Annotated in this window: 11 protein-coding genes; 8 read left to right on the top strand and 3 right to left on the bottom strand. The window is 59.4% G+C overall.

The annotated features are described in order from the left end of the window. Positions 1–8 precede the first annotated feature (8 nt). Together kdgD and LJE98_RS02555 are read right to left on the bottom strand one after the other, a co-directional pair. A complete protein-coding gene (kdgD, locus tag LJE98_RS02560) occupies positions 9–914 on the bottom strand; it encodes a 5-dehydro-4-deoxyglucarate dehydratase (protein WP_229573168.1) in 906 nt (301 codons plus the stop codon). Positions 915–983: 69 nt separating this feature from the next. Beyond that, positions 984–1727, bottom strand: a complete 744-nt coding sequence (locus LJE98_RS02555; protein ID WP_229573159.1) for a FadR/GntR family transcriptional regulator — start codon at positions 1725–1727, stop codon at positions 984–986. A 147-nt stretch (positions 1728–1874) separates the two neighbouring features. Between LJE98_RS02555 and LJE98_RS02550 the strand changes: the two genes are divergently transcribed. The 6 genes from LJE98_RS02550 (at position 1875) to LJE98_RS02525 (ending at position 20190) form a co-directional block, all read left to right on the top strand. Next, complete coding sequence (locus LJE98_RS02550) at positions 1875–2672, top strand: NAD-dependent epimerase/dehydratase family protein (protein ID WP_229573157.1); 798 nt, start codon at positions 1875–1877, stop codon at positions 2670–2672. A 319-nt stretch (positions 2673–2991) separates the two neighbouring features. After that, positions 2992–14175, top strand: a complete 11184-nt coding sequence (locus LJE98_RS02545; RefSeq protein WP_229573155.1) for a DUF5801 repeats-in-toxin domain-containing protein — start codon at positions 2992–2994, stop codon at positions 14173–14175. 538 nt (positions 14176–14713) lie between these two features. Then, complete coding sequence (locus LJE98_RS02540; RefSeq protein WP_306424863.1) at positions 14714–16066, top strand: TolC family outer membrane protein; 1353 nt, start codon at positions 14714–14716, stop codon at positions 16064–16066. 21 nt (positions 16067–16087) lie between these two features. Further along, positions 16088–18241, top strand: a complete 2154-nt coding sequence (locus LJE98_RS02535; protein ID WP_229573151.1) for a type I secretion system permease/ATPase — start codon at positions 16088–16090, stop codon at positions 18239–18241. Then, on the top strand, positions 18238–19530 hold the full coding sequence (locus LJE98_RS02530) for an HlyD family type I secretion periplasmic adaptor subunit (protein WP_229573149.1): 1293 nt from the start codon (positions 18238–18240) through the stop codon (positions 19528–19530). Before LJE98_RS02535 ends, LJE98_RS02530 begins: the two co-directional genes overlap by 4 nt. 3 nt (positions 19531–19533) lie before the next feature. After that, positions 19534–20190 (top strand): ribbon-helix-helix domain-containing protein, encoded by a 657-nt coding sequence (locus LJE98_RS02525; protein WP_229573147.1) that lies wholly within the window; start codon positions 19534–19536, stop codon positions 20188–20190. Positions 20191–20222: 32 nt separating this feature from the next. Here the strand turns inward: LJE98_RS02525 and LJE98_RS02520 are convergent, their stop codons facing one another. Continuing rightward, on the bottom strand, positions 20223–21185 hold the full coding sequence (locus tag LJE98_RS02520; protein WP_229573145.1) for a transglutaminase-like cysteine peptidase: 963 nt from the start codon (positions 21183–21185) through the stop codon (positions 20223–20225). A gap of 378 nt (positions 21186–21563) precedes the next feature. Here LJE98_RS02520 and LJE98_RS02515 point away from each other — a divergent pair, with 378 nt between their 5' ends. Both LJE98_RS02515 and LJE98_RS02510 read left to right on the top strand, forming a co-directional pair. Next, positions 21564–22682 carry a hypothetical protein gene (locus tag LJE98_RS02515; RefSeq protein ID WP_229573884.1) on the top strand — a complete coding sequence of 373 codons (1119 nt, stop codon included), beginning with the start codon at positions 21564–21566 and terminating at the stop codon, positions 22680–22682. A 143-nt stretch (positions 22683–22825) separates the two neighbouring features. Next, positions 22826–23362, top strand: a complete 537-nt coding sequence (locus tag LJE98_RS02510) for a cytochrome b (RefSeq protein WP_229573143.1) — start codon at positions 22826–22828, stop codon at positions 23360–23362. Positions 23363–23378: the final 16 nt, after the last annotated feature.

Raw genomic sequence — 23378 nt, 5'->3', positions numbered from 1 at the left:
GTCCTCGCTCAGCGCTTCCAGGGGGCGATAAGCTGGGCCATCATGTCTTCTTCTTCCGCCGTCAGGTCGTCGAGGGGCGGGCGTACCTTGCCAGCAGCAAAACCCTGCAGGCGAACCCCGGCCTTCACCGCCGAAACCGCATAACCCTTGCGGCGGCTGCGGATCGCCATGAAGGGATAGAAGAAGTCTCTGAGAATTGTCTCGCAGCGTTCACGTTCGCCAGCGCGCAGCGCCTTGTAGAATTCCACGGCGAGACCGGGCACGAAGTTGAAGACGGCAGATGAATAGGTGGTGAAGCCGGCACCCAGATAGGCTTCCGCAAAGAGTTCCGCGGTCGGCATGCCGCCGAGATAGGTGAGCCTGTCGCCCATGGTCGCCGTAATCTGGCGTACGAGGCCGATATCGCCTGTGCCATCCTTGAAACCGACCAGGTTGGGGCACTCGTCGCACAGCCGCTGCAGCGTTTCCACGCCCAAAATCGAATTGTCGCGATTGTAGACCATGACGCCGATGCCGACGGACTGACAGATCCGTTTGACGTGTTGGTACATGCCCTCCTGCGGCGCATCGATCAGGTAATGCGGCAGGAGCAGGATGCCATCCGCGCCGACCTTCTCGACGGAGCGGGCAATCTCGATCGCGATTTCGGTGCCATAGCCGCAGCCCGACACGATCGCCGTCTTGCCGGCTGCTTCCTTGGCGGCGGCAACAATGCGGGGAACTTCCGATGGCGTCAGCGAAAAGAACTCTCCCGTGCCGCCAGCCGCAAACAGGACCGGCGCATCGAAACCAGACAGCCATTCCACATGCTGCGCATAGCTGTCGGACTTGAAATTCCCGTCATCATCGAAATGCGTGACAGGGAAGGAGAGCAGGCCGGCGCCGAGCGCGACCTTTATTTCTTGCGGCGTCATGGTCGAATGTCCTCTCTTGGCCTCCTCAGGCCAAGTTGTCGTACATATTCCACGCGCTCATGTCAAATGTTATCGTACAGGTTGGCGTTGTTCTCGCAGCAGAGCCCGGTAGCGGCCCTGACTGCCGCGCAGATGCCGGCGCATGGCATCGCGTGCAGCCTCCTCGTCGCCAGACGAAATGGCCTCAACAATATCGGCATGTTCGGCATCGATCAGACGCAGATAGCCGGATTGGTCGTCCTCGCTGTCCTCGTCTCGCAAGGCGGCGCGCGGGATGGCACTCTTGCCGATCAGGGCCAGAAACTCCCGGAAGCGAGGGTTGTTGGTCGCTTCTGCGATGGCGATATGCAGGGCGAAGTCGGCCTCCGTCGTCGATTGCCCCGCCTCGAGACAGGCACGAACGGCGTAGTGCTTCTCCAGGATGACCTCTTCCTGCGCCGGAGAACGGCGAAGCGCTGCAAGGCCTGCCGCCTCTACCTCCACAGCCGTGCGCAGCTCCAGAAGCTCTATCATTGAGGAAACGCGGGCCGGATCCACATTCCCGACCAGAAGCGGGGCAGGTGGGGGCTCGGTCTGGGCGAGGACGAAGACGCCAGCCCCCTGACGCGCCTCGACCAGTCGGTCGGCGCGGAGCGAAGCGATTGCTTCGCGCACGACGGTGCGGGATACGCCATGCGCCTCGGACAGTTGGGCCTCACTCGGCAGCTTGCTGCCTGGTGGGAATTGCCCTCCGACGATGGCCTTCCGCAGATTGTCCCCCAGTCGCTGCACCAGCGTTCCAGCGCCTGCCTCGTTTCTCGCCTGCATTGCCATTCCGTGCCCCCCGCCGATTCCATGCCGACTGCAAACCCTCTCGCGAGGGTCAGCATTCCTACTCTGTCTACGAAAGGTTTACGATATTGACCGGGTCAGGGCAACCTGTATGATAAGTTGATAAGTCATACCAGGGAGGAAGACGCGGTGAAGAGACTATTGCTGACGGGTGCTGCCGGCGGACTGGGTAGCGCGATGCGAGGGCGGTTGAAGGGGCTCGCGGAAATCGTCAGGATTTCGGACATCGTCGAACTGGGAAATCTGGCTGCTCATGAAGAGGCCATGCTCTGCGACCTGGGCGATCGGGCATCCGTGGACAGGCTGGTGAAGGACTGCGACGCCATTATTCATCTTGGTGGCATCTCGGTGGAGGACAAGTTCTCCAAGATCATGAATGCCAATCTGCTGGGCCTCTACAATCTCTATGAGGCGGCCCGCGAAAACGGCATGCCGCGAATTCTCTTTGCCAGCTCCAACCACACGATCGGTTATTACCGCCAAGACGAATACCTCGACCAGGACGTGCCGTTGAAGCCCGATGGTCTCTACGGTGTGTCGAAATGCTTCGGCGAGGCGCTGGCCCGCATGTATTTCGAGAAGTTCGGTCAGGAGACCGCCCTGGTCAGGATCGGGAGCTGCATGGAGAAGCCGAAAAACCACCGCATGCTCGCCACCTGGATGAGCCACGACGACTTTCTCGCGATGATCGAGTGCATCTTCCGCGTTCCCCGCCTCGGCTGCCCGGTCATCTGGGGATGTTCGAACAATGACACCCGCTGGTGGGACAATTCCCACGTCTCCTATCTCGGATGGCACCCGAAGGACAATGCCGAGCGTTTCCGTGCAGAGATCGATGCGGCGGTCCCAAGGCCGAAGCCGGATGAAGTGGTGGCGATCTACCAGGGCGGCCCCTTTGTAAGCGATCCGATCTTCGCAGAAGACTAAAACCTGAAGTCTGGTTTTGAGTGCGCCGGGTTCTCAGTAGAGCCCGGCTTTTTGCTGTCTGTCAGGGGAGCACATCGGTCGGACGAGCGATATTTCACTCGAAGTCAGATCCGGCAGCGACATCGCCGGCAACACATGAGTAATCACTAAAATTTTAGTAAAATGCAGAAATAAAAGCGTTTTTCGGCCCGAAATTAACTTCTTTTTCAATAATGGTCGCTCGAAGCATAACCAGTTATGTCATTAGAGTTAAGAAAGCGTTGCACTCACCCCCCGGTCTGGATTTAACTGCGGTCAACAAGTTAAGGGGTGAGTAACCATGTCTATTGAAGATCCGCGTCTGTCCAGCATCGACAATACTTCCGCAGTTGACGAATTTGACTCTGCGGTCGAGCAGCATCTGGGTTTCGTTCGTGAGACCGTAGACGGCATTGAGGTTGCCCAGGCCGAAACGCCTGACACTGGACGCACCGATCGCCTTCCCGCCCAGGCTCCGGTCGAAACGGCCGCTGCCGTCATTCCGGGCGAGATTTCGCCCGATGCCGAAAACGTCGTAACGCTGCCGGCCGGCATCGAACTCGACAATCTCGAATTCGCGGTCGAAGGCGACAATCTGGTTCTGGTCCTCGCGGACGGCACGGAGATCGTCGTTCTCGGCGGCGCTGCCAACATCCCGACATTCGTGATCGGCGATGTCGAATTGCCACAGGTCGCGCTCTTCGCGGCCCTCGAGGGCTCCAACATCAACGTTGCGGCTGGTCCTGATGGCACCTTCAGCGCACAGGGCAGCCCGTCCAGTAGCCGGAATTTCACCGACAATCCGATCGACGCCGGCCCGGAAGATCTGGCGCTGGCCGATCTGCTCGGCGACACCGATTTCGGCGATGACGTGCTGGGCAACGCAATCTTCGGCGGCTCTGGTACGCCGTCTATCCCGCTCGAAATCGCATTGACCGAGCCCTTTATCTACGACGAAGCGGTCATTGCTGACGACGACACCGGCAACCAGATCATCACCGGCATTCTTCCGTTCAATCCAGGTCCGGATTTCGGCACCATCTCGCGCGTCAACTTTGCCGGCGCAATCAATGTCGACGAGGAAGGCCTTGGCCCGCAGATCCTCACAGGCTTCACCTCCGGTGGTCGTCCGATCACGGTCACGAGCTTCGCTGCTCCGGCCGATGGAGCCGATCTCGACTTCGTTGCACTCGAAGGCCGCGATTCTGAAGGCACCCTCGTCTTTACGCTCACGATCACCAATCGCGAGACAGGGGCGTTCGAATTTGAGCTCATCGGCAAGCTGGACCATCCGGATGCCGGCGCCGATGGAACCCAGGATGATCTCGACGACCTGCTGCGCCTCAGCTTCACCTACACGGTGACCGACCTCGACGGCGACATCGTTACGGGCTCCTTCAGCATCGACGTCATGGATGATGCGCCGACCTTCGGTGAAGCCGATGCGGGTGCCGTGGATGAGGATTATCTCTACAACGGCAACATTGACGGCGAAGGCGATAGCGATGGCCTCCCGCCGAAGGAAGACGTGGCCCGGCTGTTCGAAGTGTCCGAGCCGTCTTCCGGTGGCGCCTATGCGGCTGGTTCGCTGGGCATCAACTGGGGTGCAGACAATGGCAATACAGGCGGCAATGCCGGCCTGACCGGTGCGACCGGCGATCGCGGTGTGGCCTTCACGCAATCGACGCTTGATGCGCTGATTTTGAAGGGTCTGAAGTCGGATGGTGTGACCCTCCAGTATGCCATCTCTGCGGATGGCACGACCATCGTCGCCTACAAGCCGTACATCGGCGAGCCGCAATACGCGAAGGTCGCGGCTTTCGAGGGGGAGGGTTCGGAAACGGAACTCGCCGGCAATATGCCGGAATACTCCGGCGAACCCGTCTTCATCGTCTCGGTCTCCGACATTGCCACGAATGGCACATACGAGTTCAATCTGGTCGGCAACATCGATCATCCGGATACGTCCACCGAGGATGATATCGCGATTGATTTTGCCTTCACCGTGCAGGACAGCGATGGCGATACCGCCTCCTCCAGCTTCACGGTCACCGTCAACGACGACAGCCCGATCGCTGAGGTGTCCGCAGTTGCTCTGACGGTTGCGGAGAATGACATCAAGAACCGTCTTTCGATTGGTTCGGATCCGTTCAACCAGGAAAACGGCGAGGACAGCCGGAGCCTTCCGGCGCTCCTGGGCGTTGGCTTTGCCTCGACCGTCTCAGGCGAGTTGGCCTCAAGCGTCTCGTTCGGTGCGGATGGCGCAGCGGCAGGCGGCGGTTTCAGCTTCACGTCGGATGCAATCTCGAAACTCAACGATATGGGCCTTCTTTCGAAGGGCTCTTCAGTTGTCTTCACCACCATCAACGGCGCGATCGTCGGTTATGTGAACAATGCATTCGGCGGCTTCCAGCCCCTCATTGATCGGCCGGTAATGTCGATTCAGCTCGACAAGCAGACGGGTGAATTCGTCTTCCGCCTTTACGACCAGCTCGACCACGTCAAGGATAGTGACGTCGCCGAGAACACGGTTCTTGCGACCAAGGCCGGCGGGACACTCGAAAATCTCGACTTCGGCAAGATCATCCAGGCGACTGACGGCGACGGCGACCGCATTCCGCTGGACGGCAAGCTCGTCATCACGATCAAGGACGATATCCCGGAACTGAGCGGCAAGACGGAAGCCCGCACTGTTGACGAAGACGACATCCGCACCAGCCAGTCTCTGGGCACGAGCCCTGCCGATGGCCAGGGCGATGGGTCCTGGACCGGTGGTCCGGGCCAGAACGGCAATGGCGGTGCCTTCATCGATGGTTCGCTGGCTTACCTCGTGAAGGGTGGGGCAGATGACACGGTGAAGTTCTCGTTTATCGACGAAGATGCAGCCCGTGACGCCCTGGAGGCTCTCGGCCTCAAGTCCAAGGGGCAGGAACTCAGCTACGATATCCGCGACGGTGTCCTCTACGCCTTCGACAATGCCGGCCCGTATCAGGGTGTCAGCTATGACAATGGCGACCGCCTCGTCTTCAAGCTCACGCTGGGCGAAAATGGTTCCTACACATTCGAGCTTGTCGACCAGCTCGACCACGATAAAGGCAAGGGGCAAAACACCGACCTGCAGGACGGTCTGCCCGGCGCCGATGTCGAGGCGATCGACTTCGGCTCGATCATCAAGGTCACCGACTTCGACGGCGACAGCGTGGTGCTGAAGGGCGCCTTCTCGGTCACCATCAGGGACGATGTTCCGGAATTGAGCGGTGCCAAGATCTCCCGCACTGTTGACGAAGACGACATCCGCACCAGCCAGTCTCTGGGCACGAGCCCTGCCGATGGCGAGAGTGATGGGTCCTGGACCGGTGGTCCGGGCCAGAACGGCTATGGCGGTGCCTTCATCGATGGTTCGCTCGCCGGCCTCGTCAAGGGCGGCGCTGACGATACGGTGAAGTTCTCGTTTGTCGACGAAGACGCAGCCCGTGACGCTCTGGAGGCGCTCGGCCTGAAGTCCAAGGGGCAGGAACTCAGCTACGATATCCGCGACGGTGTCCTCTACGCCTTCGACAATGCCGGCCCGCATCAGGGTGTCAGCTATGACAATGGCGACCGCCTCGTCTTCAAGCTCACGCTGGGCGAAAATGGTTCCTACACTTTCGAGCTTGTCGACCAGCTCGACCACGATACAGGCAAGGGGCAAAACACCGACCTGCAGGACGGTTTGCCCCGCGGTGATGTCGAGGCGATCGACTTCGGCTCGATCATCAAGGTCACCGACTTCGACGGCGACAGCGTGGTGCTGAAGGGCGCCTTCTCGGTCACCATCAGGGACGATGTTCCGGAGGCTGTTGCTCGCAACACCGGTGCAACGCTGGTGGTCGATGAGACCTCCGGCCAGCAGAACGACGATCTCGGCTACTCGCTCTCGCTGTTCAACACTGTCGCCAACAAGGGCACCGACCCGAACATGGCGGCGCAATATGCCCGGCAGACGAACTTCGTCGCTGCTGACATCGACGGCGGTGCAGATGACGACGTCAAGGTCGACTGGTCTCTGAAGTTGAACGGCTCCAACGGACTCGCCTCCGGTCTCATGACCACCGAAGGTCGCTCCATCATGCTGTTCCTCGAAGGCGATCTGATCGTGGGGCGCTACGATAGCCCGTCGGACGGCAACACATCGGTCAACTCCTCCGACCCGGCCGCCTTCGCGCTGCACCTTTCGGACAACGGCACGCTTTCCCTGGTCCAGTATGTCTCGATCAGGCATGACGATCCGGCAGACCACGACGAACACAACGACGCCGCCGATGGCAACCTGTCCACAGTCCTTCAGACTCTGGCCGGCAAGATCAACGCCGTCCTGACCGTCACCGACTTTGATGGCGACAAGGCCGTGAGCGAGATTGCCGTCGGTGATCGGATCCAGTTCGAAGACGATGGTCCGGTGGTATCCGGTGCAGCGGTTACCAAGACCGCCGACGAAGATGACCTCTACAATGCACAGTCCCAGGGCACGAGCCCGGATGGTGACAGCGAACTGGCTCTGCTCGGCCTCGGCTTTGCGGCAACGGTCCGCGGTTCCATCGGCTCTGTCGTGAACTTCGGTGCCGATGGCGCAGCTGCCGGTGGTGGCTACTTGCTGGCGGCCAATGCGGCAGCGACCATGATGACGCTTGGCCTGGAATCGAAGGGCGGAGACCTGTCCTACCAGGTCTTCGGCAATGCGATCCTGGCCTATGTCAATGGTGGCAACAGCGCTGCCTTCGACAGCATCTTCGACCGTCCGGTCTTCTCGCTCGAACTCGATCCGCAGACCGGCGACTTCGTCTACCGCCAGTATGACCAGCTCGACCATGTCGCCGGCGGTGCCGAAAACACGGCCCTGCACGGCGCCTCTGGTTCGCTCGCGGGCATCGACTTCGGTGCGATCATCGACGCTAAGGATGGTGATGGCGATACCGTCAACCTGACGGGCAAGCTGACGATCAATGTCGTCGATGACGTCCCGGAAGTGGCGATCTGGACGGACCGCACAGTCACGATCGACGAGACGGACTACAGGCAGAACGACGACACGACGAGCCAGACTGTTGCGGCTCAGTTCGCGGGTGTCCTGCGTGTCGGCTCCGATATCGACATGCTGCAGTCTCCGATTTTTGCCAAGGATGACGTTGTCGACCTCTCCTACGTCACGGGTGCGGACGAAAATGTCACGAAGTCGCTGACCCTGCAGATCGACAATGCCGCTTCTGGCGTGCAGACGACATCTGGCCAGGACATCGTGCTGTTCCTGGAAGGCGGCCTGGTTGTCGGCCGCGTCGGCGGCGCACAGGGCGTGGCAGCCTTCGCGATCGCCATCGACTCCGATGGTGGTGTCTCGGTTGCCCAGTACATGTCGCTGAAGCACCCGAACACCGGGAATGCTGACGAAGGCATCGACCTTACCGGCAAGATCTCTGCGGTCTTCTCCGTCAAGGACTTCGACGGTGACACCGTCACCAAGTCCGTCTCCATCGGCAACAAGATCGTGTTTGAGGACGACGGTCCGACTGTTGGCAGCAACGCTCTCATCCAGCTCGATGACGATGCCTTGGCCGGTGGCAATCCGGGCGGTCCGTCTGACGATGTCGAGACGGCTGTACTGAGCGGAACCCTGTCGCATGAAGGCGGTGCTGATGGCGTCGCCTCCATCCTGTGGGCACCGAACGGCATCAATGTTCCCTATGGTTTCTGGTTCGAATTGTCTGCTGATAGCAAGACGATGACCATCACGCAGAACCAGGGCGGCAGTTACGTGCCTGTGTTCAAGGCCGTGATCACGGACACGCTGACGGGCGCCTATGAAGTGACGCAGCTTGCCCCTGTGATGCATTCTCAGGGCACGATGCCCGGCACGGAAGACAACGTTCAGATCGGCTTCCAATATCGCGTGACCGATGGTGACGGCGATGTGGCCACCGGCACGTTGAACTTCAACGTTGATGACGACACTCCGAAGGCGGGCGCCAACGCGACAATCCAGCTGGATGATGACGCCCTGGCATACGGCAATGCTGGTGGCACCGGCGATGATGTCGAAACCTCGGTCCTGACCGGAATCCTGGCCCATAGCGGCGGTGCAGATGGGACGGCATCCGTGCTGTGGGCGCCGAACGGACTCACCATCCCCTACGGTTTCTGGTTCGAGCTGTCCGCAGACAGCAAGACGATGACGATTACCCAGGATCAGAACGGGACTTACGTACCGGTCTTCAAGGCAGTCATCATCGATGCATCCACTGGGGCCTATCAGCTGACGCAGCTTGCACCGGTCGATCACAAGGTTTCCGGCACTGAGGACAATCTTGAAGTTTCCTTCCAGTATCGGGTGACCGACAAGGATGGGGACGTCGATACAGGCACTCTCACCGTAAACATCGATGACGACACGCCGACTGGTGGCGCCGGCACGACCGCCTGGCTCAACGATGACGCTCTCACAGGTGGCAATCCCGGTGGTACTGGCGACAATGGGCTTGCCAATACGAGCAACGTGCTCAAGCACAGCTTTGGTGCGGATGGTGCCGGCAGCATCGCCTGGACGGGCATCTCCGTGGTTGGCGGCGGCAATGCGGCCGACTTCACCTCCAGTGTCAGCCCAGATGGCAAGACCCTTCAGGTCTTCCAGGCTGGCAACCTGGTCATCACCGGAGCGCTCAATCCTCTGACGGGCCAGTACACGCTGACCCAGAATGCGCCGATCGATCACCTGCCGGGCGGTGACGAAAACGAGGTAAAGTTCCAGTTCAAGTATGATGTCACGGATGGCGACGGCGATGTCGCCCCCGGCTACATCTGGGTCAATGTCGACGACGACACGCCGACTGGTGGCGCCGGCACGACCGCCTGGCTCAACGATGACGCTCTCGCCGGTGGCAATCCCGGTGGTACTGGCGACAATGGGCTTGCCAATACGAGCAACGTTCTCAAGCACAGCTTTGGTGCGGATGGTGCCGGCAGTATCGCCTGGACGGGCATCTCCGTGGTTGGCGGCGGCAATGCGGCCGACTTCACCTCCAGTGTCAGCCCAGATGGCAAGACCCTTCAGGTCTTCCAGGCTGGCAACCTGGTCATCACCGGAGTGCTCAATCCTCTGACGGGCCAGTACACACTAACCCAGAATGCACCGATCGATCACCTGCCGGGCGGTGACGAAAACGAGGTAAAGTTCCAGTTCAAGTATGATGTCACGGATGGTGACGGCGATGTCGCCCCCGGCTACATCTGGGTCAATGTCGACGACGACACGCCGACTGGTGGCGCCGGCACGACAGCCTGGCTCAACGACGACACGCTTTCTGGCGGCAACCCCGGCGGCGCGGGCGACCACGGTCTTGCCAACACGACCAATGTGCTGAAGCACAGCTTCGGTGCTGACGGTCCGGGAGGCATTGCCTGGACGGGGATTTCCGTCACTGGCGGCGGCAATCAGGCTGACTTTGCCTCGACTGTTTCCGCAGATGGCAAGACCATGCAGGTCTATCAGGGTAACACGCTCGTCATCACCGCAGTGCTCAATCCGCTGACTGGCCAGTACACGCTGACCCAGAACGCTCCGATCGATCACGTCAAGGGTGGCGATGAAAACGAGGTGCAGTTCCAGTTCAAGTACGACGTTACGGATGGCGATGGCGATGTCGCTCCTGGCTACATCTGGGTCAATGTCGACGACGACACGCCAATGGCGAAAGGCCTTGCTGAAGTAGGGTCTCTCTCTGAAACCGGTCTGCCGACCGTGAGCTTCGATTTCGGAGACCTCAATGTCAGCGTTGGTGCTGACAAGAAGGGCACTCATGTTGAAATCGGTACCCTGAATGGCCAGCCGATCATCAATTCGAACCTGACATCGGATGGTGTTCCGCTCGAGTATATCGTTCGCACGACCAACGGTGTCGACCAGGAGCTGGTGGCATTTAAAGCTGGCAGCACGGCTGATAATCCAGTCTTCATCGTTGCCGTACTTCATCCCGGCAGCTTCGCAACCACGCTGTTCCAGAATCTGGATCACCTTGGTTCGAACGATGACGTGCTGGCGCTCAATCTGGTGGCACGCGTGTTCGATGGCGATGGTGACTATGTCGACCAGCCGTTCACGATCAATGTCAATGATAGCGAGCCGACTGCGATCGACCTGACATCCGTCATGGACGAAAACCAGAGCATCGAGATCGCGCTTACGGAGGGAACACACTTCTCCTTCGGAGCGGACACGACCGGTACGGCACTTTCCATCGGTGCTGTGACCCTGAGCGACGGGCCATCCGGTGTCACACTCGGCACGCCGTCTGTCACCTTCGACCCGAGCACCAACAAGATCTCGATCGTGCCGGGCGCCGCCTTCGATGCACTTGCCGCAGGTCAGACGGTAGTCCTGCATATCCCGTATACGGTGAAGGACGGCGACAACGACACGATCACCAAGGACATCGCAGTTACCGTTACGGGTACGAATGATGCTCCGGTCATCACGGTGGCATCCGGAGATAGCGCCGCATCCGAATTGCATGAAACCGATGCCGGCTTGGCGGCGACGGGAGCTTTGACAGTTACCGATGTTGACGTGACAGATGTCGTTACGGCAGCAGTTACTTTCCTTGAGGTTTCGGGCCCGGATTACGGGACCAATCTCACACACCAAGAACTGAACAGTTATTTCAAGGTGACCCCAGGCACAGTTCTTGACGGCAGCCAGACAAGCGGCAGCCTGACCTGGAAATTTGACAGCGAGAATCAGGCATTTGATTTCCTTGCCGCGAACACACGGTTGGTTCTCAAATACACGATCACGGTCACCGACAGTTCGGGTGCTACGGACACGCAGATCGTCGAAATCGGGATCAACGGCACGAATGATCTTCCCACTATCTCGGCGTCGGTGCCCGTTCACCTTGTGGAAGAAGGTTACCAGCAGGCCGGCGTTGCGTCCTCTTCGGCAACGCTTACGATCGATGATGTGGATGGGACCGCTTCGTATGATGCAAATGCCTTGTCCACGGGCGGCTGGACCGCTGGCAACGACGGTACTTGGACAAAGACTGGGGCTTATGGTGTCGCGACCCTTAGTGCAGGGACAAACACGATCACCTATGTGCTGAATAACAGCCTTGCTAACAGCCTTGGCGTAAACGACCATCCGCAGGAAACCTTCACTGTCCCAGTTCAAGACAGCAAAGGCGCGGTTGCATCGATAAACGTATCCTTCATCATCGATGGTACGAATGACGCTCCAGTCGTGAGTGGAGCCGTCACAGGAGCGGTGACTGAAGGAGGGGTGTCATCTACCCTGAACGCGCTCGCGAATGCAACGGATCCGGAAGGCTCCCCATTGTCGGTCATCAATATCGCCGCCTTGCCTGCCGGCGTGACCTATGATGTGGCGACCAAGAGTTTCACCCTTGATCCGACGCACTCGGCCTATGCTTCCCTCGCGGCGGGAGCACAGACAACCGTGACCGTATCGTACCAGGTGTCAGATGGCGCAGCGGCTACTCCGGCTGAGGTTTCCTGGGTTGTTACAGGTATCGCCAACAATGCTGCGCCCACTGTCGTCGGTGAGGCGATTTACATAAACTCGTACGATACGAAGATCCCGGATTGGGTGCTCTTGTTGAACGACAGCGATCCTAACGCCGGAGATGTACTTTCTGTTTCCGCTGTTCCGGGTTCGGCGGCACTATTTGACAGTGTCAACGACACTGGCACGACGACCACCTATACTGATAGTTCAACTCTCTTCTTCGGCGCCGATCCAGGTGGCTCGTTCCAGTACACGGTATCCGATGGCAACGGGGGGACATCCTCACCTGCTACGGCGTCGCTGACGCGTGTCTTCGGCTCAACTATTGAGACGGGGAACGGTGATTCCATCGCCGTCGGAGGTGACTGGGATGACACGATCAAGGGCGGCAATGGCAAAGATGTTCTCGTTGGAGGTGCTGGTAACGATACGCTCAACGGTGGAAATGCATCCGACATCCTGTACGGCGGTCTCGGCGCCGACCGACTAACCGGCGGCAATGGACCCGACACCTTCAAGTTTGATGCGGGCGACTCGGGTGCTACCTCACTATCCCTCGGTACGATCTTCAGTGCGGGTTCCGTTTCAGGTTATGATACGGTTGTCGACTTCAAGAACATAGACAAACTGGATCTGCCAGTGACACCGATAGTGGCCGCCAATACTGTCGGTCGGGTGAATGGCGCAGATGCAGTCGGTTCAACAGGTTTCTTGTCAAGTCCGGTCACTGTATCGTATCATTCAATAACCAACGGGGTTATCACCTTCTATAGCGCTTCCAGCGGGGGTTTGATCTCAATAAACTCAAACGCAACACTGGCAGCGGTGGCCAAGTATCTGCAGAGCAATGATCTCGGTGAAGCGGGAACAACGGTAGCGTTCAAGACCGACTTCCTGGAAGGCAATGCGGACGATACCTTCATTTATCAGCAGGTCGGAGACACCCCCGATCCGCAGCGAGATATGTTGATCGGACTTGCGGATGTGACGATCAGCGACCTGAATACATTGGTCGCCAATGGCCAGGTCGACCCCATCATCCTCGACCTCGACAAGAACGGTTTCGCCTTCTCCTCGATCGACAATGGTGTCACCTTCGACATCAACGCCGATGGCAAGGCGGACCAGATTGCCTGGACCAGCGACGATGGCATCCTCGCCTATGATGTCGATGGCAATGGCCTGATCGACAACGGTTCGGAAATCTTCACGCCGAACTTCAATGGCGGCGCCTATGCCAGCGGCGTGGCGGCTCTCGCTTCGCTCGACTTGAATGGTGACGGCAAGATCGACGCAAATGATGCCGCCTTCGAGAAGCTCTCGATATGGGTTGATGCCAACAACAACGGTGTCAGTGACGAAGGCGAGCTTTCCAGCCTCACCGATCATGGTGTCACCAGCATCTCGCTGACGACCGATCAGACCGGCGGCACGGAGGATGACCAGACGATCTTCGCCGCGGGTGAATTCACCTTTGCCGATGGCTCGACCGGCAATTTCGTCGAAGTCGGCTTCGAGACGATCTTCGGCTCGGACATGTCCGACGCCCTGACCGTGATTGGCACCGATGGTGACGACATTCTGCATGGCGGCATGGGGCAGGTGCTCATGACCGGCGGGGCCGGCGCCGATACCTTCGTCTTCGACGAGACCGCGCTCAGCGAACTCGACGTGGCCGACGTCATCACCGATTTCAGCACTGAGGAAGGTGATGTGCTCGACGTCACGGCGCTGCTCGACAGCCTGCTGGGTGAGCAGGCGACGGCTGAAACCGCCGCCTCGCATCTGCGCACAACGGTCGAGGACGGCAATACCACCGTCAGCGTCCAGACCGGCGTCGATACCTGGAAGGATGTGGTCGTGCTTCACAACCATGACACCGCCGTGAAGATCCTGTTCGATGACAAGCACGCGTCGACCATCGTGCACGACTGAAACACATAGTGTTTTCAAGAGGGAAAGGGCGCCGCTTCGGCGCCCTTTCTGTTTTACCTCGATTGCTTGACCACATTTACTTCGCGGATTTGCGGAAAGACTCACTCTGGGACAGTCCAGAGGTGGCGTGAGGGCGATTTAGTCGCGTTTTCCTTGTTGCGTCTGGGAGACAGTGCTCCGGAACTTTAACGTTTCAGCAAGGGGACCCGGGAACCTGCTTTCAGGGTTAATCCGGGCCCATGGCGAATGAAATCGCGCGATTCAGCATTAAATCGTGGAAATTGGGGGATTTCCTACTCCATTTTGAGTATATCATTCCCCCAAATGAGTGCGCGCATGCATTTGTTTCCCACAGATCAAATTTGGGTGCATCTTTTAGACAGGACGATTGGACTTCCCACTGATGGCCGTGCCGGTTATATGTTTGCCCAAGGAAGATTTGGGTAGGGGCACTCAGTTGTTGACCAAAAAGACTTTATTCGCGGCTCTGTACACCTCGGCAGCCTTCGCCATTGCGTCCGTGACGCCTGCGAGCGCCATGTCGTTGCAAGAGGCCATCCAGAAGGCACTCACGACCAATCCGCAGATTTCGCAAGCGGTCCAGAACCGCGAGGCGGTCGAATTCGAATTGCGCCAGGCGCGCGGCCTGTACCTGCCCTCCGTCGATCTTGAGGCGAGCGTGGGAAAGCGCCGGCTGTCCAACGACAGCACGGGAACGCTGACGCGGGACTACGAGACTTTTAACAATTCCGAAGTCGGCTTGACCGTGACGCAGCGCCTGCTTGATGGCGGCGGACGTCGGGCCCAGGTCGATCAGCAGGCCTCGCGCGTCGATGGCGCCTCTTTCCGCGTGCTGGAGCGGTCCGAAACGGTCGCGCTGCAGGTCGTCCAGGATTATCTCGAATACATCCTTCAGGCGAAGATCGTCGGCGTTGCCAAGCAGAATGTCGATTTCCACAATGGCATCCTCGGCGACATCAACCAGGGCATTTCCGGTGGCGCTTTGACCGAAGTGGATTCGCTTCAGGGTCGCGAACGTCTCGATGCCGCCCGCGCCCGTCTGCGCGAAGCGCAGGAAGAGCTGGAACTGACCAAGATCCGCTTCTTGAAGACTGTCGGCGAGCCGATCACCAATGCGAAGGTTCCGGCCTCCGTCGGCAAGTTCCTGCCGCGTTCGCTCGATGATGCGATTGCGACGGCCAAGTCCAACAATCCGCGCATCTATTCGGCCCGCGCCGACATCGATGCGGCGGACGCAGCCGTCCGGGCCGCGCGCTCCAACTACGCACCGACCGTCGATCTCGAAGGTCGTGCCAGCGTCGGCAACGACGTCGGTTCCAGCCAGGGCAATACCAATGACGTTCAGGTTCGCCTCGTGGCGCGCTGGAACCTCTATCGCGGCGGCATCGACCAGGCGCGCGAGCAGGAACAGATCCGCCGAGCCAGCGAGCAGCGCTATGCGTCCGACCAGGTTCATCGCGAGATCGAAGAGTCGATCCGTTCGGCCTGGAATGAACGCAGAAGCCGCGGCGAGCTTTCGCAGATCCTGAGCTCGCAGTCGTCGCAGAATGCACAGCTCGTGTCCTCTTACGGCGAGCAGTTCAAGATCGGCCAGCGGTCGCTGCTCGACGTGCTTGACGCGCAGAATACGCGCTTCAACACCAGCATCGTCGCAGAGACGGCCCGTGTGGCCGCCCTCTTTGCCGAATACAAGATCCTGGCAGCGTCCGGTTCGCTGCTGAAGACGATGAACGTCAAGGCTGTCGGCGAAGCCGACGCTTATGCACGCAATGAGTTCTCCGTGAAGACGACCCCGAATGGGGCCTATGTCGAGCGGGATCCGCGGCAAAAGGCGGGAATTCCGATGGACCTCCTGGCGCCGCTTCAGTAAACGCCCATCCAATAGGATGACATGTTAAATTCGTTGATCGAACCGGCGGGCCCTCGTGCCCGCCTGAGCTTTCGTGCGTCCTTCAAGGCTGTGGCCGCGTTTTATGGCCGGCCCAGCTCCGATACCGTATTGTTCTCTGGTTTGCCGGACGAAATTGTCGAGTCGCTCGAACTCGACGATGTCGAGCATGTCGCCGAGCGCATTGGTCTCCAGGTCATGCAGATCGGCGTGAGAGCCATCCGCGAGAATGATTTCGATTGCCCGGCCATCGTCGTCCTCAAGGACGGCGGAACGCTGCCGCTGCTGGAAGTCAGCGATGACGGGATCTATACGCTGGACGTCCGCGAAGGGACGGCAGCCAGTCGCCTGAGCCATCAGGAACTCCTGGCACTTGGACCCGAGGCGGCCTTTGCCTTCACGCTCTATTATCGCAACGACAGCGAAGAGGCGCAGATTGGCGCCGCTGATCGGATCGAAAAACGCCACTGGCTCGTGCGCGCCCTCATCCCCTATTGGCGCACCTATCTGCGCGTTGTCGTGGCGGCTCTGTTCATCAATCTGATAGCGCTCGCCTCGCCGCTTTTCACCATGAATGTCTACGACCGGGTCTTGCCGAACAAGGCGATCCCGACGCTCTGGGTTCTCGCGGCCGGCATCATGGTCGCCTATATCTTCGACTATCTGCTGAAGGAGGCGAGGGCGGCACTCATCGATCATGCCGGGCGCAATGCCGACCTCAGGCTGTCGCAGATGATCTTCGATAAGGTGCTCAACACCACGCTCGCCTCGCGGCCGATGTCGACCGGCGAATATGCCAATCGCGTGATGCAGTATGAATTCGTGCGTGAATTCTTCACCTCGAACACGATTGGTCTGATGATCGACACGGCCTTTGTCTTCATCTTCCTGATCGTCATCTACCTGATCTCCGGCTGGCTCGCGATCATTCCGGCCGTCGCTCTGCTCCTGTCTATCGCCATCGGCTTTCGTGCCCAGGCGCAGATCGGCCATCGCATGGCAGCCGCCTCCAACGAAGCATCGAAACGTCAGTCGCTTCTGGTGGAGACGATCTCCACCATCGAGACATTGAAAAGCCTGCGCGCCGAAGCGACCATGCTGCGTCGCTGGCAGGAATTGATGAAGCATTCGAGCCGCACCAGCGAAGAGATCAAGCATATCTCGACCAACGCGATCAACCTGACGGCGCTGAACCAGCAGATCGTCAGCGTTCTCATCGTGATTGCAGGCACCTACGAATTCTCGGAGGGACGGCTTGCCATGGGGGCGATCATTGCAACGGTCATGCTGGCCAGCCGCGCTGGCGCGCCTTTGGGGCAGATCGCCATGACGCTCGCGCGGTTCCGCCAGGCGACCCTGTCGCTCCGGATCCTGGATCAGGTCATGGAGCAGCCGGAAGACCGGCCCTCGACGGTCGGCTTCGTCAACCGCGAGATCAAGCACGGAGGTTTCAGCTTCCAGGACGTGACCTTCCAATATCCGGGCTCGGACTATCCCGTCATCAGCAAGCTGTCGGTCACCGTGGCCCCGGGTGAGAAGGTTGGCATCATCGGGCGCATCGGATCCGGCAAGACGACGCTGGGTCGCCTGCTGGATGGTCTTTTCATGCCGAATGAAGGCCGCGTGCTGATCGATGGCGTCGACATTCGCCAGTATCACATGTCCGAAGTTCGATCGGCAGTCGCTGTTGCCGGCCAATCCTCCGATCTCTTCTCCGGGACCGTGAAGGAAAACCTGCTGATCGGTCGGGCCGATGCCACGGATGAAGAACTGCTCGAAGTGGCCCGGATGACCGGCGTGGAGGAGTTCGTTTCGCGCCATCCGCGCGGCTTCGACATGCCTGTGGGCGAGCGTGGCTCCAATCTATCCAGCGGTCAGAAGCAGGCGATGACGATTGCCCGCCTGCTGCTGACAAAGCCGAAGATCGTCTTTCTCGATGAACCATCCGGCGCAATGGATCTTGCCAGCGAACGGCATCTCATCAACCGCCTGTCCTCGGCCTTCGACAAGGACACGACACTGCTGATCGCCACCCATCGTTTCACCATGCTCGATCTCGTCGATCGCCTGATCGTCATCGACAAGGGACGGATCGTCGCGGATGGTCCGAAGAAGCAGGTGATCGAAGCCATGCAGAAGAAGGGTGTGAAGCCATGAGCCGCCCGATCGCCGATACACCGCCATTCATGGCCAGGATGATCGTCGCATTGGTGGCGGCGTTCATCGTGATTTTCCTCGCCTGGGCGGCCATCGCCGAAATCGACGAGATCGCCCGCGGCGAAGGCAAGGTCATCCCCGTTTCGAAGACACAGATCATCCAGTCCTCCGAAGCGGGCGTTGTCGAAACCATCGCGGTCCAGGTCGGCCAGGTGGTTCGCAAGGGCGAACTCATTGTTCAGCTCAACAACACGACGACGGAATCGTCCCTGGGCGAATCCGTCGCCAAGGCGCGCGCTTTCGGCGCCAAGATCGCACGTCTGGCTCTCGAAGAGGCGGGCAGTTACGACGCTGCATTCGTCTGTCCGGAAGATGTGCAAACCGTTGCCAGCGCTGTCTGCGAAAACGAAGAGCGGCTCTTTGCTGCGAACAAGGCGAGCTACCTCAACAAGGCGGGTGTGCTGCGCGAGCGTGTGCGCCAGCGCGAGAACGAATTGAGTGAGGCCCAGGCCAATATCGTGCGCCTGGAGCAGAATATCACCCAATCGACCCGCCAGTTTGATCTCATGAGCCCACTCGCAAAGAAGGGCCTTGTGGCGCAGACCGAGCTGATCGCGATCGAGCGGGAACTGACGGACCAGCGTGGTCAGATCACCGTCTATCAGGAAAGTCTCGAGCGCCTGAGGGGCGCCGTCGAAGAGGCGCGCCTCCAGGTCGAAGAGCTCGCCTTGCAGTTGCGTCAGCAGGCACTGACGGAAAAGGCCCAGACCCTCGCCGAACTGTCGGTCATCGACGAAACGATCCGCGGTGCCACCGATCGCGTCAGTCGGACGGATATCCGCTCTCCGGTTGATGGCATCGTCAACACGCTGGAGGTCAATACGATCGGCGCCTATGTCGATCCGGGCACGGTCGTCGCGGGCATCGTCCCGACGGCGGACACGCTTCTCATCGAGGCGAAGATCTCACCCCGTGACGTCGCTTTCATCACGCGGGGTCAAAAAGCGATCGTGAAGGTGTCCGCCTACGATTTCTCGATCTTCGGTGGTCTCGAGGGCGAGGTCACCAACGTCTCGGCCGACAGCATCGTCGACAAGGAAAAGGGCGAGACCTTCTATCTCGTCCACGTCAAGACAGACGTGTCGGAACTCATCAGGGGCGACAAGGCCTATCCGATTATCCCCGGCATGGTTGCGACAGCCGAAATCATGACAGGTCGCAAGACGATCCTGAGCTATCTCATGAAACCGATCAACAAGGCGCAATCCGTCGCCCTGACCGAACGGTGAGCCATGACGTTCTCGGAGCGGCATCTGGCTCAGACGGATCAGGTCGATCTCAACCCGGCAGCGATGCAGCATGTCGAGGAAAGCGATGCCGAGCCGAAGTTCCGCGCAGTCGTTGGACGGGGCGGTGTCCGGCGCGGCATCCGCCTTGAGAGCATTTATTGGGACGGCCTGTCCTGGCTCCTGAACGGTTCCCGCCAGTCCATTGGTGATGTCGTCGAACAGGCTGCCGCCCAGGTCGGAGGCCACAGCAATCTCGCCTCCATGTTGCGGGTCGTTGCCTTCCGCTGGATGTGGCGCCGGCTGGCGCATATGGAAAACGTCTATTCGACGGAAAACCTCAACACGCTGATACAGGCCTGTCCGACGCCTGCTATCGTGCTCACCAAAGACAAGAAGATCCAGTTCTTCAACGAACCCTTCATGACAATGTTGAAGCAGCGACTGGTGCTCGGCAATATCGCGCAGTTGTCGTCTGGTTTCAGGTTCGTTCTTGATACACAGATCGATGAGGCGATCCTTGGCCTGGCCGGCAAGGGCAAGATGGTGACCACAGGCTTCACGGCGACCTGCGCCGGCAAGCAATTGACCGGGCAGATGAACCTGGCCATGGCGCCAAGCCACCAGAAGCAGATGGTGATCGGCTACGTCGTCCGCGGTTGACCGTCAGTGAGCGCGGGGCATCTGCCTCGCTGTCAGAGGTCTCCACCTTCTCCCGGAGCGATGCTGTCAAAGCTCTTCATGGCCAGAGCCTTCCCCTTCGTGCGTGTGCCATGCAGAAAGCCCCGGCCATTGGAGATCGAAAAGAGCGGCTGGTAATCCGGAAGCCTGCTGTCGGCCAGCACCTGATCTCGCATGTTGTCGAGAATGTAATGCGTGCCCTGGACTTCGACGGACAGGACTGCGTGATAGAAATGCCGTTTCTTGTCGTAGAGGATCACGACGGTCATGTCCTTGAGTGCAATGCCCTGGCTTTCGAGAACAGCCATTTTCAGAAGCGCATAGTCCTCACAGTCGCCGAAGCCCGACTTCAGGGTCTGCGACGGCGATGACCACTGATCGAGACGACCGTGGCTGTCGATGTCCTTGCGGTACGTGATCCGCCGGTTCACCGCGTGGTTGACGAGATTGAGCTTGTCACGGACAGACGACATGCCGCTCCCCGCAGACGTGCGCTGCACGATAGCCTGCGAATCGAAGCAGTTCTTGCCACCGCATTCGAGGGCGCTGCCCTTGGCGATCTCGGCGAAGGTCGGAGCTGCCTTCTTCAGTGCGCCCAGCTTCTTGAAGGGAATGGCGATGGAGCCGAAGACGTCGTCTGCCTGTGTACCTGTCCGCTTGGAATGTGACGGCTTCGGTGCAGGGATGACGGCGCTGGTCGACAATGTCTTGTCATTGGGCAGAAGCGCGACGGCGTCGAACGTCACGCCTCGATCGAGTTGGCGACCTGCCTCTATCCAGCCGTTCACGATCCGATCACTCAGGGTCTGGCCGAAGGAGGCTGCCAGCGGGCTCATGCCGAGCACGAGGGTCTGAGCAACCGTGGAGTAGGAGGAAAGTGATCCCGGCAGGATCGGCGCTGCTGTCGCATGTGAGGAAAGCAGGGAGACCGCTGCGAGGGCCGAGGCTGCGATAATGTTTTTATTGTTGTTGAGCATCGCTATTCTCCGATTGTTGCTCGAAGAATAGCGTCATTGCTTGAATTATTGGTTCCTATACGTGAATACTATAATTTAAACATCAGTCGGTGTATTAAATTAAAAGGCAATGGATCGAGGAAGTCATCTGTTTACCAAGTTGATGCCAGGCCCTTGTGCGGAAGGCGGCGGAGCCTCCAGGCCATGTCTGTCCCAGCCAAATAATCCGGGATGCATGGACGGTTACCATCTTGGCAATCTGCCCAGATATGGAACGCCTTCACCCTTGCGCAAGGCAAGTCCAATGCTTACGGTCCCGGCTGGGATTGGGAGCAAAGCGTAGCTGTGATCATGGTGAAATCAGAAAAAGCCACGCGGAGACTTCTACGCGCCGGGACGATGGTCTTGGTGCTTGCCGCTCTTGCCTCATGTCAGACCGACGATTTCAAGCCCTCCGCTGCCGAAGGCGCGGCACCGGTCGCTGGCAATACCGGGCTCTACAATCAGACGCTGGGGTCGGGTCCGGTGAAAGTCGCCTATCTGGGCGTTCGGCGTGCCGACCAGCCAAGCCGACAGGCAGATAGCGAATATCGCGATGGCGCAGCCCTCGCCGTCAATACGTTGGGCTCCGATGTCGTCACGTTGACGCTGCTCGAAACTACGGACAAGCCGGAAGCCATCGAGGCGGCTGCAAAGACGCTCGCCCATCAGCAGGTGTCGCTGATCATCACCACGGCCCGGGGGGCGGAATTCGAGCTTGTCCAGCGCGGTCTGGGTGGCCTCGATGTGCCGATGATCGCGTTCCAGACCAATGACGTGCCAAGTCCGCCGAATGTCTATGCCTTCGTATCCAGCCCGGCAGACAGTCTGATCGAAAGCGCGTCCTTCGCCATGGCGGAGGGGGCCACGCATGCCGTGATCCTCGCAGCCAGTCCGGCCGAAAAGCTTGAGGCAGAGCGTATTGCCGCCCAGATCAAGGCCTTCGGAGCCAAGGTAGAGCCGATCATCGAGCTTGCCGGTGGTGCATTGCCCTCGAAGGCACTGTCTTCCTGGAGCAAGGCCGACATGGTCGTGTTGATGCCAGGCGTCAAGTCGCCTGGCGAAGTTCTGAAGAAAGCAGATGCTGCCAAGCCGCCGCGCCCCGGGCGCCGTATCGTCGCAAGCGCCGTGCTGACGCCTCAGGATCTGAACGAGCCCAAGCTCACCGGCAGTATCGTCTGCCGCTATGACCAGAACGTGCAGTCGCGGATCGGCAATCGCTTCATGTCGAGCTATGGCATGCCCGCCTCGGCGCAAGCCGGGTATGGTTTCGATGCCATGGCCATGTCGATCGGGCTCGCAGGGCGCTGGGGAAAGGTGGCGTTCGCACCGGAACGCCTGATGTCGCCTGACGGCTTTTCCGGCTCGCTGGGTGTCTTCCGCCTGGAGGGCGAGCGCAAGATCCGGCGCAACTGCGATATCTTCAAGGTAGCCAAAGGCTCCTATGTCTTCTTCCAGAAGGCGCCACCTACACTCTGATTACTTCGGTGTAGCCTGATCCGTTGTGCGCCATCCTCCGTTTACATTATCGTAAAACAGACCCATGCTTGGTATGGGTGACGATAGCGGACGCGGCCGGGCATGCTCGTGATCCGGGCGGTTCGGAATTGAAGGAGGGGCAGATGAGCAGCGTGCAATTGACAGGTGACGAGCAGCGCTATGCCGGACGAGTGCGGATCCTTCATTGGCTGATCGCAGGACTTGTCCTTGCCACCTGGCCCCTCGGCTTGATGATCGGCTTCGTCAAGGAGGACGTGAAGCTCGATTTCTATCTCGTGCACGAAAGCCTTGGATTTCTTATCCTGTGGGTCATGCTGGTTCGGATCGGTGCCCGGCTGACAAGTACCGCCCCGCTGATCGAGGCGCCAGCCCTTGAAAAAGCGGTGGCGCATCTCGTGCACGGACTGCTCTATGTCTTTCTGATCGTCATGCCGATCTCCGGCTTTCTCGCCACGAACGCCCATGGATTCCCGCTCGAGTGGTTCGGCCTTTTCACCGTCTGGAGCCCGATCGGCAAGACGCCTGACATAGCCTTCGTCCTCTCGGCGATCCATGGCTGGAGCGCATGGATCCTTTTGGCCCTCTTCGCGTTACATTTTGCAGCAGTGGTATTCCACCACGTCATTCGCCGTGACGACACGCTTTATCGAATTTTGTAAGTCTTCGGGACAGGAT

Origin of the sequence: Rhizobium sp. 'Codium 1' (assembly GCF_020889605.1) — a bacterium.
Classification (GTDB): domain Bacteria; phylum Pseudomonadota; class Alphaproteobacteria; order Rhizobiales; family Rhizobiaceae; genus Allorhizobium; species Allorhizobium algae.
Note: the sequence above shows the minus strand (reverse complement) of the source record. Positions and strands in the feature narration are given on the sequence as shown.

What these genes read in the sequence shown, in the direction of transcription:
- LJE98_RS02530 (WP_229573149.1), top strand. Translation starts at nt 18,238, where the DNA reads ATGAGCCGCCCGATCGCCGATACACCGCCATTCATGGCCAGGATGATC.
- LJE98_RS02545 (WP_229573155.1), top strand. Translation starts at nt 2,992, where the DNA reads ATGTCTATTGAAGATCCGCGTCTGTCCAGCATCGACAATACTTCCGCA.
- LJE98_RS02510 (WP_229573143.1), top strand. Translation starts at nt 22,826, where the DNA reads ATGAGCAGCGTGCAATTGACAGGTGACGAGCAGCGCTATGCCGGACGA.
- LJE98_RS02540 (WP_306424863.1), top strand. Translation starts at nt 14,714, where the DNA reads ATGTCGTTGCAAGAGGCCATCCAGAAGGCACTCACGACCAATCCGCAG.
- LJE98_RS02535 (WP_229573151.1), top strand. Translation starts at nt 16,088, where the DNA reads ATGTTAAATTCGTTGATCGAACCGGCGGGCCCTCGTGCCCGCCTGAGC.
- LJE98_RS02520 (WP_229573145.1), bottom strand. Translation starts at nt 21,185, where the DNA reads ATGCTCAACAACAATAAAAACATTATCGCAGCCTCGGCCCTCGCAGCG.
- kdgD (WP_229573168.1), bottom strand. Translation starts at nt 914, where the DNA reads ATGACGCCGCAAGAAATAAAGGTCGCGCTCGGCGCCGGCCTGCTCTCC.
- LJE98_RS02515 (WP_229573884.1), top strand. Translation starts at nt 21,564, where the DNA reads ATGGTCTTGGTGCTTGCCGCTCTTGCCTCATGTCAGACCGACGATTTC.
- LJE98_RS02555 (WP_229573159.1), bottom strand. Translation starts at nt 1,727, where the DNA reads ATGGCAATGCAGGCGAGAAACGAGGCAGGCGCTGGAACGCTGGTGCAG.
- LJE98_RS02525 (WP_229573147.1), top strand. Translation starts at nt 19,534, where the DNA reads ATGACGTTCTCGGAGCGGCATCTGGCTCAGACGGATCAGGTCGATCTC.